14 protein-coding genes are annotated in these 13,952 nt (G+C 65.2%); 12 read left to right on the top strand and 2 right to left on the bottom strand.

Annotated features, from left to right (window positions below):
- The first annotated feature begins 6 nt into the window (after positions 1-6).
- The 3 genes from AB4M76_RS12415 to mraY are packed head-to-tail and all read left to right on the top strand — an operon-like array spanning position 7 to position 4,045.
- The gene (locus AB4M76_RS12415; RefSeq protein WP_368442187.1) at positions 7-1,488 is read left to right on the top strand and encodes a UDP-N-acetylmuramoyl-L-alanyl-D-glutamate--2,6-diaminopimelate ligase; all 1,482 of its coding nucleotides are present in this window, start codon (positions 7-9) and stop codon (positions 1,486-1,488) included.
- Entirely contained in the window at positions 1,485-2,912 is a 1,428-nt protein-coding gene (gene murF, locus AB4M76_RS12410) for a UDP-N-acetylmuramoyl-tripeptide--D-alanyl-D-alanine ligase (protein WP_368442186.1), read from the top strand. Before AB4M76_RS12415 ends, murF begins: the two co-directional genes overlap by 4 nt.
- Before the next feature lie 50 nt (positions 2,913-2,962).
- Positions 2,963-4,045 (top strand): phospho-N-acetylmuramoyl-pentapeptide-transferase, encoded by a 1,083-nt coding sequence (gene mraY, locus AB4M76_RS12405; protein WP_368442185.1) that lies wholly within the window; start codon positions 2,963-2,965, stop codon positions 4,043-4,045.
- Positions 4,046-4,049: 4 nt separating this feature from the next.
- Here mraY and AB4M76_RS12400 read toward each other — a convergent pair whose 3' ends face one another.
- Complete coding sequence (locus AB4M76_RS12400) at positions 4,050-4,976, bottom strand: glutaminase (RefSeq protein WP_368442184.1); 927 nt, start codon at positions 4,974-4,976, stop codon at positions 4,050-4,052.
- Positions 4,977-5,050: 74 nt separating this feature from the next.
- Between AB4M76_RS12400 and murD the strand changes: the two genes are divergently transcribed.
- Positions 5,051-6,451 (top strand): UDP-N-acetylmuramoyl-L-alanine--D-glutamate ligase, encoded by a 1,401-nt coding sequence (murD, locus tag AB4M76_RS12395; protein WP_368442183.1) that lies wholly within the window; start codon positions 5,051-5,053, stop codon positions 6,449-6,451.
- A gap of 25 nt (positions 6,452-6,476) precedes the next feature.
- On the opposite strand, the gene AB4M76_RS12390 is transcribed toward murD, so the two are convergent.
- Positions 6,477-7,652, bottom strand: a complete 1,176-nt coding sequence (locus tag AB4M76_RS12390) for an NAD(P)/FAD-dependent oxidoreductase (RefSeq protein ID WP_368442181.1) — start codon at positions 7,650-7,652, stop codon at positions 6,477-6,479.
- 111 nt (positions 7,653-7,763) lie between these two features.
- Between AB4M76_RS12390 and AB4M76_RS12385 the strand changes: the two genes are divergently transcribed.
- The 8 genes from AB4M76_RS12385 (at position 7,764) to murB (ending at position 13,932) form a co-directional block, all read left to right on the top strand.
- Positions 7,764-8,291: a peroxiredoxin-like family protein gene (locus AB4M76_RS12385; RefSeq protein WP_368442180.1), complete on the top strand. Its 528-nt coding sequence runs from the start codon at positions 7,764-7,766 to the stop codon at positions 8,289-8,291.
- 147 nt (positions 8,292-8,438) lie between these two features.
- Positions 8,439-9,605 carry a putative lipid II flippase FtsW gene (gene ftsW, locus AB4M76_RS12380; protein ID WP_368442179.1) on the top strand — a complete coding sequence of 389 codons (1,167 nt, stop codon included), beginning with the start codon at positions 8,439-8,441 and terminating at the stop codon, positions 9,603-9,605.
- Positions 9,605-10,729 (top strand): UDP-N-acetylglucosamine--N-acetylmuramyl-(pentapeptide) pyrophosphoryl-undecaprenol N-acetylglucosamine transferase, encoded by a 1,125-nt coding sequence (locus tag AB4M76_RS12375; RefSeq protein ID WP_368442178.1) that lies wholly within the window; start codon positions 9,605-9,607, stop codon positions 10,727-10,729. The genes ftsW and AB4M76_RS12375 overlap by 1 nt, the downstream gene beginning before the upstream one ends.
- The gene (gene murC, locus AB4M76_RS12370) at positions 10,726-12,144 is read left to right on the top strand and encodes a UDP-N-acetylmuramate--L-alanine ligase (protein ID WP_368442177.1); all 1,419 of its coding nucleotides are present in this window, start codon (positions 10,726-10,728) and stop codon (positions 12,142-12,144) included. The genes AB4M76_RS12375 and murC overlap by 4 nt, the downstream gene beginning before the upstream one ends.
- Positions 12,141-12,386 carry a DUF2484 family protein gene (locus AB4M76_RS12365; protein WP_368442176.1) on the top strand — a complete coding sequence of 82 codons (246 nt, stop codon included), beginning with the start codon at positions 12,141-12,143 and terminating at the stop codon, positions 12,384-12,386. Before murC ends, AB4M76_RS12365 begins: the two co-directional genes overlap by 4 nt.
- Positions 12,383-12,649: a DUF2484 family protein gene (locus AB4M76_RS12360; RefSeq protein ID WP_368442175.1), complete on the top strand. Its 267-nt coding sequence runs from the start codon at positions 12,383-12,385 to the stop codon at positions 12,647-12,649. Before AB4M76_RS12365 ends, AB4M76_RS12360 begins: the two co-directional genes overlap by 4 nt.
- Positions 12,646-12,945 carry a hypothetical protein gene (locus AB4M76_RS12355; protein ID WP_368442174.1) on the top strand — a complete coding sequence of 100 codons (300 nt, stop codon included), beginning with the start codon at positions 12,646-12,648 and terminating at the stop codon, positions 12,943-12,945. The genes AB4M76_RS12360 and AB4M76_RS12355 overlap by 4 nt, the downstream gene beginning before the upstream one ends.
- Before the next feature lie 39 nt (positions 12,946-12,984).
- Positions 12,985-13,932: a UDP-N-acetylmuramate dehydrogenase gene (murB, locus tag AB4M76_RS12350; protein ID WP_368442173.1), complete on the top strand. Its 948-nt coding sequence runs from the start codon at positions 12,985-12,987 to the stop codon at positions 13,930-13,932.
- Positions 13,933-13,952 lie beyond the last annotated feature (20 nt).

Here is a 13,952-nt window from a genome sequence, read left to right as displayed (position 1 = left end):
ATCACTATGACCAGCCGGGCCGTACCGCTTTCCTCCCTCGGGCTCACCGCGCGGGCGGGGGCCAACCCTTTGATTACCGGCATCGCCGTCGACAGCCGCGAGGTGCGCGAGGGCGCGCTTTTCGCCGCCCTGCCGGGCAGCCGGCTGCATGGCGGGACCTTCATCCAATACGCGCTGCGCATGGGCGCTGCGGCGGTGCTGACCGACCCTGCCGGGGCCGAGATCGCGGCGGCGGAATTGGCCGGCTCGGATGCGGCCCTGATCATCTCCGACTCCCCGCGTGAGGCGCTGGCGCGCACGGCGGCGCTGTGGTTCGGTGGCCAGCCCGCGACGATGATCGCGGTCACCGGCACCAATGGCAAAACTTCGGTCTCGACCTTCGTGCGGCAGATTTGGGTTGAGATGGGATTGCCTGCCGTAAACCTCGGCACCACCGGGGTGGAGGGCGCCTGGACCGCGCCGCTGGCCCATACCACGCCCGAGCCGATCACCCTGCACCGCACTTTGGCCGAGGCCGCGCGAAACGGCATCACCCATGCGGCGATGGAAGCGTCGAGCCATGGGCTCGACCAGCGCCGGCTGGATGGGGTGACGCTGAAAGCGGCGGGATTCACCAATTTCACCCAGGACCATCTGGACTATCACGAGACCTTCGAAGCCTATTTCGACGCCAAGGCCGCACTTTTCGCCCGTGTCCTGCCCGAGGACGGCACCGCGGTGATCAATGTGGACGACGCCAAAGGTGTCGACATGGCCGCCATCGCCCGGGCGCGGGGCTGCGAGGTGATTACCCTGGGCCGCGACGGAGGCGATCTGCACCTGCAAGGGCAGCGGTTCGATGCCACCGGCCAAGACCTGCGCTTTGCATGGCGCGGCAAGACCTATCAAAAGCGGCTCAACCTCATCGGCGGCTTTCAGGCCGATAACGTCTTGCTCGCGGCAGGGCTGGTCATCGCCTGCGGCGCGGACCCGCAAGAGGTCTTTGACACGCTGCCGCATCTGACCACCGTGCGGGGCCGGATGCAGCTTGCCGCCACCCGCGACAATGGCGCGGCGGTCTTTGTCGATTACGCCCATACGCCCGATGCCGTGGCCACCGCGCTGGCCGCCATGCGCCCGCATGTGATGGGTCGGCTTGTTGCCATCGTCGGCGCGGGCGGCGACCGGGACCGCGCCAAACGCCCCCTGATGGGGCAGGCGGCGGCGGACCATGCCGATATGGTGATCGTGACCGACGACAACCCGCGTAGTGAAGATCCGGCTACCATCCGCGCCGCCGTGCTGGAAGGCGCGCCGGAGGCCAGAGAGGTCGGCGACCGGGCCGAAGCGATCCTGCGCGGGGTTGATGCGCTTGAGCCGGGCGATGCCCTGCTGATCGCGGGCAAGGGCCATGAGACCGGGCAGACCGTGGGCGACGATGTGCTGCCCTTTGATGATGTGGAACAGGCCAGTGTGGCGGTGGCGGCACTGGATGGGAGACTGGCATGAGCCTTTGGACAGCGACAGAAGCGGCAGAGGCCACGGGCGGGCGGGCGCAGGGCGATTGGGTCTGCAATGGCGTCTCGATCGACACGCGGACGCTGCAACCGGGCGATCTTTTCGTGGCGCTCAAGGCGGCGCGCGACGGGCATGAGTTCGTGGCCCAGGCGTTGGAGAAGGGCGCTTCGGCGGCGCTGGTGACCCATCTGCCCGAGGGCGTGGCCGAGGATGCGCCGCTGTTGATCGTCGAAGATGTGCAGGGCGCGCTGGAAGCGCTTGGCCGGGCCGGGCGCGCGCGGCTGGGGCCGCAGGCCAGGGTGGCGGCGGTGACGGGAAGCGTCGGCAAGACCTCGACCAAGGAGATGCTGCTGGCGATTTTCAGCGATCAGGGCCGCGCCCATGCCAGCGTCGACAGCTATAACAACCACTGGGGCGTGCCGCTGACACTGGCGCGGATGCCGCGCGACACCGATTACGCGGTGATCGAGATCGGCATGAACCACCCCGGCGAAATCGCGCCACTTGCGAAACAGGCGCAGCCCCACGCCGCGATGGTGACCAATGTCGCCGCCGTGCATCTCGAAGCCTTCGAGAATGTCGCCGCCATTGCGGTGGAAAAAGCCAGCATCTTTGACGGGATGGAGGCAGGCGGCGTGGCGGTGATCAACGCGGATCATGACCACAGTGATATCGTGCTGAACAAGGCGCTGGAACGCGGGCTGCGCGAGACGACTTTTGGGCGCAAGGGGCATCACTACAGGCTGACGGATGTGAAACTACAGGGCGACACCACCGTGGCCCAGGCCGATGTCGCAGGCGCGCCGCTGCTCTATAAAATCGCCACCCCGGGCCAGCATTTTGCGATGAACGCGCTTGGCGCGCTGGCGATCAGCGATGCCCTTGGGGCCGACCGGGCGCTGGCGGTGCAATCGCTGGGCCGCTGGTCGCCCTATGCCGGGCGCGGGGTGCGCGAGCAGATCCTGCTCGATTCCGGTGATACCGACCATCTGCTGCATCTGATCGACGACAGCTATAACGCGAACCCGACCTCGGTGGCCGCCTCGCTCGCAGTGCTGGCGGGGGCCGCCGTGGGGCAAGCACCTTCGGGTGCCGGGCGGCGCGTGGCGATCCTGGGTGATATGAAGGAACTGGGGCCAGAGGCCAAGGCGCTGCACGCCGGCTTGGCCGATCTCGACGCGATGGCCGCGATTGACCATGTGCATTGCATTGGCCCCTTGATGCGCGCGCTCCATGAGGCGCTGCCCGCACAGAAGCGCGGGCTCTGGGTCGAGAGCGCCGAAGAGCTGCTTGAATCGTTGCGCAAAGACCTCGGTCCCGGCGATGTTGTGCTGGTCAAAGGCTCCCTGTCGATGAAGCTCGGCACAATCGTTGACGCCATCCGCAAAATGGGCCATCCGGTGCCGAATGCCTGACAGCCGGGCATATGATCCCAAAATGTTGAAGTGAAGTAAGGACGCGAAACATGCTCTATTGGTTGACGCTGCTATCGGACGGCGGCGATTTCTTTAACCTGTTTCGCTACATCACCTTCCGCGCCGGGGGGGCGTTCTTTACCGCGTTGCTGTTCGGGTTTCTCTTTGGCAAGCCGCTGATCAATGTGCTGCGCAAGCGGCAGGGCAAGGGCCAGCCGATCCGTGATGACGGTCCGGAAGGGCATTTCATGAAGGCCGGCACCCCGACCATGGGCGGGCTGCTGATCGTGGGCGCTTTGCTGACCGCGACCCTGCTCTGGGCGCGGCTGGATAACCCCTTTGTCTGGCTGGTGCTTTTTGTCACCATGAGCTTTGCCGCCATCGGCTATGCCGATGACCACGCCAAGGTGAGCAAGCAGAACACCGATGGCGTGCCGGGCAAGGTGCGGCTTTTGCTGGGCTTTCTGATTGCCGGCATCGCCGGTTTCTGGGCCGCGCAATACCATCCCGAAGGCTTGCAGAACCAGCTGGCGCTGCCGGTGTTCAAGGACACGTTGATCAACCTCGGCGTTCTGTTCGTGCCGTTTGCGATGATCGTGATCGTGGGCGCGGCCAATGCGGTGAACCTCACCGATGGGCTGGACGGGCTGGCGATCATGCCGGTGATGATTGCCGCAGGCGCGCTTGGCGTCATTGCCTATGCGGTGGGGCGGGTCGACTTTACCGAATATCTCGACGTGCATTACGTGCCGGGGACGGGGGAGATCCTGATCTTCACCGCCGGGCTCTTCGGCGGGGGGTTGGGCTTTTTGTGGTACAACGCGCCGCCCGCCGCTGTCTTCATGGGCGACACCGGCTCGCTGGCGCTTGGCGGGGCCTTGGGCGCGATTGCGGTGGCCACGAAACACGAGCTGGTGCTGGCGGTCGTCGGCGGGCTTTTCGTGGTCGAGGCGCTTTCGGTCATCGTGCAGGTGATCTACTTCAAACGCACCGGCAAGCGGGTCTTTCTGATGGCGCCGATCCACCACCATTATGAGAAAAAGGGCTGGGCCGAGCCGCAGATCGTGATCCGTTTCTGGATCATCTCGCTGATCCTCGCCCTGCTGGGGCTGGCGACGCTGAAGGTGCGCTGAGCGCCTAGAAGATCGACCAATCCATGTGACGCGCCAAAAGGGCCAGCGCTTCGGTGCCCTTTTGGCTGTTGCCATAGCGGTTCAGCCCCGGCGACCAGACCGCGATGCTGGCGCGCCCCGGCACGATCGCCAGAATGCCGCCGCCGACGCCGGATTTGCCAGGCAGGCCGACGCGATAGGCGAAATCGCCCGAGCCATCGTAATGCCCGCAGGTCAGCATCAGGGCGTTGAGCCGCCGGATGCGGCCGGGGGCCACCAGACGCGGCAGATCGGGCGCTTCGATCAGGAAACGGCCCGCCATGGCAAGCTGCTCCACCGTCATCTCCATGGCGCAGTGGTGGAAATAGGTGCCAAGCGTGCGCTCCGGCGCGTTGATCAGATTGCCGTAGCTCGCCAGAAAATGCGCCAGCGCAAAGTTGCGGTGGCCAAAATCGGTTTCCGAGGCGGCGACGGTGTCATTGATGTGGATGTCATCGGTGCCCGCTGCTTCGCGCACGAAACGCATGATCTCCGCCAGCGCTTCGCGCGGCTCGCGGTTGCCCAGCACCTCATCGGTGGTGACGATCGCGCCCGCGTTGATGAAGGGGTTGCGCGGGCGGCCCTGTTCCTGCTCCAACTGCACGATGGAGTTGAAGGCCCGCCCCGAGGGCTCGCGCCCGACCCGGTGCCAGAGCTGGTCGCCCGAGCGGCCCAGAGCAATCGCCAGCGTAAAGACCTTGGTGATCGACTGCACCGAAAACGGCACCTGCGTATCGCCCGCCAGATGGCATTGGCCGTCGGCGGTGACCACCGCGATGCCGAACTGCGCCGGGTCCACCTTGGCAAGCTGGGGGATATAGGCGGCCACATCGCCCCAATGATCATCCTCGCGCATCATCGCATTGAGGCGGGGCAACACATCGGCGAGGTCGGGTTTCGCGGGGCTGGACATCTGAGGCGGCCTCTGGCTTGTGATAGGCGCATCATGCCCCCATTCTGGGGTCAACGGCTAGCAGGGGTTTGCAGATGATTCCAGTACAGGGCTTAGAAGGCGCGCGGGTTGCGGTGCTGGGATTGGGGCGTTCCGGTCTCAGCGCGGCACGGGCGTTGCAAGCCGGCGGGGCCAAGGTGGTCTGCTGGGACGACAACCCCGCCGCACGGGCCCGGGCCGAGGCCGAGGGGCTGCATTGCAGTGACCTTTTGGCCCCCCATGCGCTGGACAAACTCGCCCGGCTGATCGTCAGCCCCGGCATCCCGCATCTCTACCCGGCGCCGAACCCCGTGGTTGCCGCCGCGCTGGAGGCCGGCGTGCCGGTGGACAATGACATTGGCCTCTTTTTTCAAAGCTTTGCCACGCTGGCCTGGGATCACTATGACGTCGCCCCGCGGGTGGTGGCGGTGACCGGCTCGAACGGCAAATCCACCACTTCGGCGCTCATTCACCACATCCTTGAACATGTCGGGCGGCCCTGCCAATTGGCAGGCAACATCGGGCGCGGGGTACTGGACCTTGATCCGGCGGCGGATGGGGAGGTCGTGGTGCTGGAACTGTCGAGCTACCAGACCGAACTCGCGCGCGCGCTGACGCCGGATGTGGCGGTCTTTACCAACCTCACCCCGGATCATCTGGACCGACACGCAGGGATGGGCGGCTATTACGCGGCCAAGCGGCGGCTCTTTGCCGAGGGCGGGCCGGACCGCGCGGTCATCGGGGTGGATGAGATCGAGGGGCGTTTCCTTGCCGGGCAGCTCAGCGAAGGGCCAAGCGACGATCGGGTGATCCGTGTGAGCGCGGCGAGCAAGCTTGCGGGGCCGGGCTGGCAGGTCTTTGCCCGCAAGGGGTTCTTGAGCGAATACCGGCGCGGCAAACAGGTGGGGTCGATCGATCTGCGCGGCATTCAGGGGCTGCCGGGCGCGCATAACCACCAGAACGCCTGCGCCGCCTATGCCGCCTGCCGCGCGCTCGGGCTGGCCCCGCGGGTGATCGAGGCGGCGTTTCACAGTTTCGGCGGGCTGCCGCACCGTTCGCAGACCGTGGCCGAGGTGGATGGGGTGCGCTACGTCAATGACAGCAAGGCCACCAATGTCGACAGCGCGGCCAAGGCTTTGACGGCCTTCAAGAACATCCGTTGGATCTGCGGCGGGCTGGAGAAAGAAGGCGGGCTTGGCGGTCTGGCCGAGGCACAGGGCGGCGTGCGCAAAGCCTATGTGATCGGGCGCGAGGCGGCGCAGTTTGCGATGCAGCTGAGCACGGAGACCGAGGTCTGCGACACGATGGAGCAGGCCGTGGCGCGGGCGGCGGCGGAGGCAGAGGCGGGCGATGTGGTCCTGCTCGCCCCGGCGGCGGCGAGTTTCGATCAATACGACAGTTTCGAACGGCGCGGGGAGGATTTTGTCGCGCAGGTGCAAAAGCTGCTGGCGGGGTAGGGGTGCTGCCGGGCGGGACGGGACGTCAGCCCGCAATCGCCCGCGCGGCGGCCATGCCAGAGGACCAGGCCCATTGAAAATTATACCCGCCAAGCCAGCCCGTCACATCCACCGCCTCCCCGATGAAATAGAGCCCCTCGACCTCTTTCGCCGCCATCGTCTTGGACGAGAGTGCATCGGTATCCACCCCGCCCAAAGTCACCTCGGCGGTGCGGTAGCCCTCGGTGCCGCCGGGGTGTAGCTGCCAGTTCTGCAACGCCGCGACCAGCGCCGTGAGCCGCGCATCCGACCAATCGGCGAGGTTGCCCGAAAGGTCGAACTCCTGCCCCAGAAACTCCACCAGCCGCGCGGGCAGATGCTGCGCCAGAACCGTGGTGAAATTGCGCCGCCCCGCCTGCTGGCGCTGATCGCGCAAGGCGCCGAGCAGGTCGCCTTCGGGCGCAAGGTTCAGGGTAATCGCCTCGCCTTCGCGCCAATAGGAGGACGCCTGCAAGACCGCCGGACCAGAGAGGCCGCGATGGGTGAAAAGCAGCGCCTCTTCAAAGCCTGCTGAACCGGCGCTTACCCGGGCCGGGGTGGCGACCCCGGCAAGCGGGGCAAAGCGCCCTTCGGCAAAGGTGAAGGGGACCAATCCGGCGCGGGTCTCGGTGACGGCCAAGCCGAACTGGCGCGCGACGTCATAGGCCATGCCGGTGGCACCCATCTTGGGAATCGACTTGCCGCCGGTTGCAATGACGAGGTTGCGGGCGCTGACTTTCACCGTCTTGTCAGGGGTTTGCAGGTCGAAGGTAAAGTGGCCGTCCCGTTTGGCAAAATTGCTGGCACTGCTTTTCAGATGCAGATCCACCCCGGCCTGCTGCATCATCCGGCGCAGCATGGCGATGATCTCTTTGGCGCTGCTGTCGCAGAACAGCTGCCCCAGTGTTTTCTCATGCCAGCCGATGCCGTGGCGGTCCACCAACTCGATGAAATCCCACTGCGTGTAACGCGCCAGTGCGGATTTGGCGAAATGCGGGTTCCGGCTCAGGAAGGCCTGCGGCGCGCAGTACATATTGGTGAAATTGCAGCGCCCGCCGCCTGAGATGCGGATTTTCTCCCCCGGCGCTTTGGCGTGGTCCACCACCAGCACCCGGCCCCCCGCATGGGCGGCGCACATCATGCCGGCGGCGCCGGCTCCGATTATCGCTGTATCGACTTGCATGGCCGCGCTCTGCCCGAATGCACCGCCTCGGTCAAGAAGACGTGACAGCGGTTGCCGCGCGCAGCTCCCGGCATAGCTGAGGGCGAGACCCACATCAGACAGGAGCAAAGAATGACCAAACTGACCGCAGGACAGGACTTTCCGCAGATGGAGGTCGCCAAGCTTGGCGGCGGCACGCTAACGTTGGGCCAACCGCAAGAGGGGCGCGACTGGCAGCTCGTCGTAGTCTACCGGGGCCTGCATTGCCCGATCTGCAAGACGTATCTGGCCCAGCTTGAGAAACTCCAGAGCGACTTTCACGACATCGGCGTCGATGTGATTGCCATCTCCGGCGACCCGGAGGAGAAAGCCAAGGGGATGGCGGAAGAGGACAATCTGACCCTGCCCATCGGCTATGGCCTGACGCTCGACCAGATGCGCGATCTGGGGCTCTATATCTCCGACCCGCGCAGCCCGCAGGAGACCGACCGACCCTTTGCCGAGCCCGCGACATTCGTGATCAACGGCGACGGCAATCTGCATATCGTCGACATTTCCAACGCGCCTTTCGCCCGTCCCGACCTCGAAGGGCTGCTGAACGGTCTGAAGTTCATCCGCGACAAGGATTATCCGGTGCGCGGCACCCATAAAGCGGCATAATTGCCACGCAGGCGGGGCCCGAGCCGGCCCCGCTTGACCTGCGGCATCGGCTGCCGCTAAATTCTCTGGCTTCAGATGGTAAATCGCGCTACCTTAGCGGGTGAGACCCCGAAAAGGGGCCGTTGAGGCAGTGTAAGGCAGATACCCATGACAGAGATGGTCTATGGCGCGGTCCCGGTGCGGGATGGCGAACCGATCCTTCCAAAATGGTGGCGTACGGTCGACCGCTGGGCGTTGTCCTGCGTGTTGATGCTCTTTGCGGTGGGGATGCTTCTGGGCCTCGCGGCCTCGCCGCCCCTGGCAGCCAAGAACGGCTTTGACGCCTTTCACTACGTCCAACGCCAAGCGTTCTTCGGCGGTATCGCGCTGATCGCGATGCTGCTGACATCGATGATGTCCCCCACGGTGGTGCGGCGGCTGGCGGTGGTGGGGTTCATCCTCTCTTTCATCGCCCTCGCGCTGCTGCCGTTTTTCGGCACCGATTTCGGCAAGGGCGCGACGCGCTGGTACAGTTTGGGCTTTGCCTCGCTCCAGCCGTCGGAGTTCCTCAAACCCGGCTTCATGGTCGCCGCCGCTTGGGCGATGGCCGCGAGCCTTGAGATCAACGGCCCGCCGGGCCGCGCCTGGTCCTTTGCGCTCTGTATCTCCATCGTGTTGATGCTGGCCTTGCAGCCTGACTTTGGACAGGCCAGTCTGGTGCTCTTTGGCTGGGGCGTCATGTATTTCGTCGGCGGCGCGCCGATGGTGCTGCTGGTCGGCATGGCCGGGCTGGTGGTGCTGGCGGGCACGGTGGCCTATTCCAATTCCGAACATTTCGCACGGCGGATCGACGGCTTTCTCAGCCCCGATGTCGACCCGACCACCCAGTTGGGCTATGCCACCAATGCGATCCGCGAGGGCGGGCTCTTTGGCGTAGGTGTGGGCGAGGGGCAGGTGAAATGGTCGCTGCCGGATGCGCATACGGACTTCATCATCGCCGTGGCGGCAGAAGAATACGGGCTTATTCTGGTGGTCTGCATCATTGCTCTATATACAGTCGTCGTTGTGCGCTCGCTGCTGCGGCTGGTGCGCGAACGTGATCCCTTCATCCGGCTGGCCGGAACCGGGCTGGCTTGCACATTCGGAGTACAGGCGATGATTAACATGGGTGTGGCGGTGCGGCTTTTGCCCGCCAAGGGCATGACGCTGCCTTTCGTGAGCTATGGCGGCTCTTCGGTGATCGCCTCTGGCATCGCCGTGGGCATGCTTTTGGCCTTTACCCGCAGCCGCCCGCAGGGTGAGATCAGCGATATTCTGGGCCGGGGCCGCCGCTGATGTCTGCGCCATTGCTGATCATCGCCGCCGGGGGGACCGGGGGGCATATGTTTCCGGCACAGGCCCTGGCCGAGGTGATGCTCAAGCGCGGCTGGCGGGTGAAGCTCAGCACCGATGCCCGCGGCGCGCGCTACACGGGCGGCTTCCCCGAGGCGGTCGAGATCAACCAGATCAGCAGCGCCACCTTTGCCCGGGGCGGCATTGCGGCCAAGGCGCTGGTGCCGTTTCGCATTGCCGCCGGTGTGCTGGGCGCGGGGCTGAACATGCTGCGCGACCGGCCTTCGGTGGTCGTGGGCTTCGGTGGCTACCCCTCTATCCCCGCGCTCGGGGCGGCCTGGGCGCTGCGGATGCCGCGGATGATCCATGAGCAGAACGGCATATTGGGCCGCGTGAACGAGATTTTCGCCAAACGCGTCAACGCGGTGGCCTGTGGCATCTGGCCCACGAAACTGCCCGAAGGGGTCGACGGCTGGCATGTGGGCAACCCGGTCCGCGCGGCGGTGCTGGACCGTGCCGGCTCTGCCTATATCCCGCCGGGCGATTACCCGATGGAAGTGCTGGTGATGGGCGGCAGCCAGGGGGCGCGGATCTTGAGCGACGTGGTGCCGCCTGCGCTGGCGGCGCTGCCGATGAACATGATCCACAACATCCGCGTCAGCCATCAGGCCCGCGAGGAAGATGGGCAGCGGGTCGCGGATTACTACGCCGAATCCGGCATCCACGCCGATGTGCGCCCGTTTTTCGACGATGTGCCGCGCCGCATGTCCGAAGCGCAGCTGGTGATCAGCCGCTCGGGCGCGTCGAGCATTGCGGACCTGTCGGTCATCGGCCGCCCGTCGATCCTGATCCCCTTTGCCGCCGCGGCGGGCGATCACCAAAGCGCCAATGCGCGCGGATTGGTTGAGGCCGGGGCCGCGATCATGGTGCCAGAGCGCAAGGCCAACCCCGAAGTCCTGACCGAGCAAATCCTGTCGGTGCTGGAAACCCCGCAGGGGGCCTTGCAAATGTCGCGGGCGGCGTTGTCCGTGGGCAAGCCCGACGCGGCCGAGACCCTGGCCGATATGGTCGAACATCTGGGCGCCCACGGAACTATTTCCCCGACAGGAGAGGAAAATCAGCAATGAATGATGCCGCCACCAAACTGCCCACTGATGTTGGCCCGATCCATTTCGTCGGCATCGGCGGCATTGGCATGTCGGGCATTGCCGAAGTGCTGCTGAACCATGGCTACCGGGTGCAGGGGTCGGACCTCAACACCACCAAGCTCACCGTGCGTCTGGCCGAATTGGGCGGGCGTATTTTTGAAGGGCAGGCGGCCGAGAACATCGGTGATGCGGCGGTGGTGGTGATTTCATCGGCGATCAAACCGGGCAATGCCGAGCTGGACGAAGCCCGGCGCCGCGGCCTGCCGGTGGTGCGCCGGGCCGAGATGCTGGCCGAGTTGATGCGCCTCAAGTCCAATATCGCTGTCGCGGGCACCCATGGCAAAACCACCACGACCACCATGGTGGCCGAACTGCTGGTGGCTGGCGGGGTCGATCCGACGGTAATCAACGGCGGGGTGATTCACGCCTATGGCTCCAACGCGCGGATGGGGCAGGGCGAATGGATGGTGGTGGAAGCCGACGAGAGCGACGGCACCTTCAACCGCCTGCCCGCGACGATTGCGATCGTGACCAATATCGACCCCGAACATATGGAGCATTGGGGCGATTTCGACACCCTGCGGCAGGGGTTCCTGGACTTCGTGTCGAACATTCCATTCTACGGGCTGGCGGTCTGCTGCACCGATCACCCCGAAGTGCAATCGCTGGTGGGCAAGATCACCGACCGCCGTGTGCTGACCTATGGGTTCAACGTGCAGGCCGATGTGCGCGCGGTGGGGCTGCATTACAAAGACGGTGTGGCGCATTTCGACGTGCATCTGCAATCCGAAGGCACGGTGATCGAAGGCTGCGCGCTGCCGATGCCGGGCGATCACAATGTCTCCAACGCGCTGGCCGCTGTGGCGGTGTCGCGCCACCTTGGGATGAGCGCGGAGCAGATTCGCCGCGCATTGAGCAGTTTCGGCGGCGTTAACCGAAGATTCACCCGTGTGGGCGAAGTTGACGGTGTGACCATCATTGATGACTACGGCCATCACCCGGTTGAGATTGCCGCCGTGCTCAAGGCGGCGCGTCAGGCCAGTGCCGGGCGGGTGATCGCGGTACATCAACCGCACCGCTATTCGCGGCTGCACCACCATTTTGATGAGTTCTGCGCCTGTTTCAATGACGCGGATGTCGTCGGCATCGCAGATGTCTATGCGGCGGGCGAAGACCCGATCCCCGGGGCGGACCGCGAGGGGCTGGTCTCGGGGCTGATCCAGCACGGCCACCGCCAAGCCTACCCGGTGGTGGACCAGACGGCCTTGACCGAATTGGTCCTGCGCGAAGCCCGTCCGGGCGATATTGTGGTCTGTCTCGGCGCAGGCACGATCAGTGCTTGGGCGAATGAGCTGCCCGACGAGCTGCGCGCCGCGAAAGAGGCGGCGGCGTGACTTTGGCCTGGCTGTCGATCCTTTGGGTCTTCGGCTCTGTGGCAGTGGCCTTGCTCCCACTGCGGCTTCAATATGCGCCGGGCATCGTGCTTTTGCCCGCGGCGCCCGTGCTGATCACGGCCATGGGCCGGGTCCATTCATGGCTGCTGGCGGCTCTTGCCGCCTGCGTCTCATTGTTTCGCAACCCCCTGCGCTATGCCGCGGCCCGGCTATGCGGGGCAAGACCGGAGCTGTCGCAATGAGCCTGTCGCTGGTCCTTGCCTGTTTCTGGTTCGTGATTGCCAATATCCTTGCCATGACCCCCAGCAAGGATTTCCATTGGCGCAACGCCTATGTGCTGATCGCGGTGGGCATCCCCATTATCGGCTTTGCCACCACGCAGCATGGGCCTTGGGTCGGGCTGTTGCTGCTGGCCGGGGGCTGTTCTGTCTTGCGCTGGCCGGTGATCTACTGCGCCCGCTGGCTGCGGCGCGGGGCCAGCCGCCACCGGGGGCCGGCAGAATGACCGTGACGCCCACGCTGCTGGCGCTTTTGACCGTCTTCGCGCTTTGGATGGTCGCCTGTATCTGGACCGGGTTTCGGGCCCGCATCTGGCTGTTTTTCGCGGTGCTTGCCATTGGGCTGGCGCTCAATGCCACATGGATGGTCCTGGGCCTCGACGCACGGGTGTTGGAGCCCCATGCCCTGCTCGCGCAGGTCTCGGTGATCCTCTATGCGGTGGGCGGTTTCGGCGCCGGCTGGCTCGCGGGCCGCATGGCGCGGCGCTGGCGCGAAAGCCGCGTCGACAAGGACGACGCTTGACGGTTTGCCCTGCCGCGCAAATAGGCTAAGTCCGCCTTCATGACCAAGCTGAATATTCCCGATCTGCGCGGCAAGCTGACGCCTGAACGCGCTCTGAGTGACCTGACATGGCTGCGCGTTGGCGGCCCTGCGGATTACCTGTTTCAACCTGCCGATCTTGATGATCTTTGCCTTTTCATGCGCCGACTGCCGCAGGGGATTGAGGTCTTTCCGATGGGCGTCGGCTCGAACCTCATTGTGCGCGATGGCGGGCTGCGGGCGGTGGTGATCCGGCTGGGGCGCGGGTTCAACAGCATTGAAGTTGATGGCGATCAGATCACCGTCGGCGCGGCGGCCTTGGACGCGCATGTGGCGCGCAAAGCCGCGGACGCGGGGCTTGACCTGACGTTCCTGCGCACCATTCCGGGCAGCATCGGCGGAGCCTTGCGCATGAACGCGGGCTGCTATGGCAGCTACACGGCGGATTATTTCGTCTCGGCCGAGGCCGTCACCCGCGCCGGAGAGGTCGTGACGCTGACCGCAGATGACCTCAATTTCCGCTACCGTCAGAGTGATCTCTCGCCCGGATCGGTGCTGGTCAGCGCCAGGTTTGCCCCGCCCAAAGGCGTGCCGGAAGAGCTTCATGCGCGGATGGAAAGCCAGCTTGCCAAACGTGACGAGACCCAGCCCACAAAGGACCGCAGCGCCGGGTCGACCTTCCGCAACCCGGCCGGATTCTCGTCTACCGGGAAAGCTGACGACGTGCACGACCTGAAGGCTTGGAAAGTGATCGACGAGGCCGGGATGCGCGGGGCCATCCGCGGCGGGGCGCAGATGAGCCCGAAGCACTCCAACTTCCTGATCAACACCGGCGCCGCCACCGCCAATGACCTCGAAGCATTGGGCGAGGAAGTGCGAAAAAAGGTTTACGCTTCAAGCGGGATAAGGCTAGAATGGGAAATTAAGCGCATCGGTGAAAAATTGGGTGATCCGGTGTCGCAAAGCTAAGCCTTTGGGCGATAGCCGAT

The sequence above is a fragment of the Sulfitobacter sp. PS-8MA genome, assembly GCF_040933935.1.
Taxonomy (GTDB): Bacteria; Pseudomonadota; Alphaproteobacteria; order Rhodobacterales; family Rhodobacteraceae; genus Sulfitobacter.
The sequence above is the reverse complement of the archived record's forward strand: the minus strand, read 5'-3'. Positions and strand labels throughout refer to the sequence as shown.

Coding starts and splice junctions, on each gene's coding strand:
- AB4M76_RS12415 (WP_368442187.1), top strand. CDS start 7: ATGACCAGCCGGGCCGTACCGCTTTCCTCCCTCGGGCTCACCGCGCGG.
- murF (WP_368442186.1), top strand. CDS start 1,485: ATGAGCCTTTGGACAGCGACAGAAGCGGCAGAGGCCACGGGCGGGCGG.
- mraY (WP_368442185.1), top strand. CDS start 2,963: ATGCTCTATTGGTTGACGCTGCTATCGGACGGCGGCGATTTCTTTAAC.
- AB4M76_RS12400 (WP_368442184.1), bottom strand. CDS start 4,976: ATGTCCAGCCCCGCGAAACCCGACCTCGCCGATGTGTTGCCCCGCCTC.
- murD (WP_368442183.1), top strand. CDS start 5,051: ATGATTCCAGTACAGGGCTTAGAAGGCGCGCGGGTTGCGGTGCTGGGA.
- AB4M76_RS12390 (WP_368442181.1), bottom strand. CDS start 7,652: ATGCAAGTCGATACAGCGATAATCGGAGCCGGCGCCGCCGGCATGATG.
- AB4M76_RS12385 (WP_368442180.1), top strand. CDS start 7,764: ATGACCAAACTGACCGCAGGACAGGACTTTCCGCAGATGGAGGTCGCC.
- ftsW (WP_368442179.1), top strand. CDS start 8,439: ATGACAGAGATGGTCTATGGCGCGGTCCCGGTGCGGGATGGCGAACCG.
- AB4M76_RS12375 (WP_368442178.1), top strand. CDS start 9,605: ATGTCTGCGCCATTGCTGATCATCGCCGCCGGGGGGACCGGGGGGCAT.
- murC (WP_368442177.1), top strand. CDS start 10,726: ATGAATGATGCCGCCACCAAACTGCCCACTGATGTTGGCCCGATCCAT.
- AB4M76_RS12360 (WP_368442175.1), top strand. CDS start 12,383: ATGAGCCTGTCGCTGGTCCTTGCCTGTTTCTGGTTCGTGATTGCCAAT.
- AB4M76_RS12355 (WP_368442174.1), top strand. CDS start 12,646: ATGACCGTGACGCCCACGCTGCTGGCGCTTTTGACCGTCTTCGCGCTT.
- murB (WP_368442173.1), top strand. CDS start 12,985: ATGACCAAGCTGAATATTCCCGATCTGCGCGGCAAGCTGACGCCTGAA.